1 protein-coding gene is annotated in these 1,529 nt (G+C 59.9%); it reads left to right on the plus strand.

Annotated elements, in window-relative coordinates; all coding sequences use genetic code 11:
- Positions 1–120: 120 nt before the first annotated feature.
- Positions 121–1,529, plus strand: a 1,409-nt coding sequence (locus ACXR2T_RS15745) for an IS1634 family transposase (protein WP_489945561.1), incomplete at its 3' end; no start/stop codon positions are given.

Below are 1,529 nucleotides of genomic sequence, written 5' to 3' on the forward strand. Positions count from 1 at the left end.
CCCGACTTGGCTCACGGTTCGGGGTTTGTGAACCCGGGAAGCTCGTGACCGGGGATTTCTAGTTCCAGGTCGCGGCTAGGGGGACACTAATTCGGGTGCTGAACGTCGTAGGATCGTCAAATGGCTCCGTTCATCCGCACCGTGACGACGAAATCGGGGTCGCGTGCAGTGCAAATCGTGTACTCGCGCCGAGGCACGAAACGCGACCTGGTGCATGTCGGGTCAGCGAAATCTGATGCCGAGTACGAACTCCTCCTCCAAACCGCGCGGCAGCGTATGGCGGCCGGCCAGCAAGAATTTGATCTCGGCGAGACCGCGCCACCCGAGTTGGTAGTGCCGATCACGCACACCCGGATGGGGGTCCTCTGGGACATCCTCACCCGCGCCTACGATCAGCTCCAGTTCGGCGAGGTCACTGACCAGGAAGACCGTGACGTGTTCCGTAATCTGGTGCTTGCTCGCATTATTGAGCCGTCCAGCAAGCTCGAGTCCATCCGTGTGCTGGCGGAGGCTGGCATCTCGTCGATGTCGTATGCGACGCTCAAGCGCAGGCTCCCGATGTACGCGACGAGCGAGTTTCGTGAGGGCCTGTCCGCGGCGTGTGTGGACCATGCGGGTATCGGGCCATCTTCGCTCGTGTTGTACGACGTCACTACGCTCTATTTTGAGACTGACGAGGCGGATGAGCTGCGGGTGCCTGGGTTTTCCAAGGAACGTCGTCTGGAACCGCAAATCACGTTGGGGCTCCTCACGGACGCGCAGGGGTTCCCGCTCGCGGCGCACATGTTCGAAGGTAACAAAGCTGAAACTCACACCATGTTGCCCGTGATCAGGTCGTTTATGCAGGCTCACGGCCTCACCGATATTACGGTGGTAGCCGATGCGGGGATGGTGTCAGAGGCGAACAAGAAAGCCTTGGATGAGGCCGGTCTGTCGTACATTCTGGGTGCTCGCGTGAGTCAAGTGCCGGCGGTGATTCAGCAGTGGCGGGACGACCACCCGGGAGAAGAAATTCCTGACAAACAGGTGTTCTCGCAGGCTCGATTCGAAGGGGTAGCGGGAGAGCGTCGGCAGCAAATGTTTCATTACCGGTATCGCTCTGATTATGCTCGCCGCACCATCAAGGGGGTGGAGGAACAGCTCGTCAAAGCACGCAAGGTCGTCGCTGGTGAAGCGTCGGTGAAGAAGAACAGGTACGTGAAACTCACCGACGCGACCAAGAGCGTGAACGAGGACCTCGCGGCCCGTAAGCGTGACTTGGCAGGGATCAAGGGGTACGTGACGAATTTGGTGGAGTTACCGGCCAGTGAGGTGGTGGCGGCGTATCACCGGCTCTGGCAGGTGGAGAAGAGTTTCCGCATGTCCAAGCATGATCTTCAAGCGCGCCCAATTTTTCATCGTACGGAGGAATCCATCCAGGCGCATTTGTCGGTGGTGCTGGCGGCGCTTGCCGTGTCGCGGTGGGTGGAGGCCAGGTCGGGGTGGTCGATTCGGCGGGTGGTGAAGACGTTTCGGCGTTACAAGCGGAT

The sequence above is a fragment of the Leucobacter faecis genome (genome assembly GCF_054456635.2).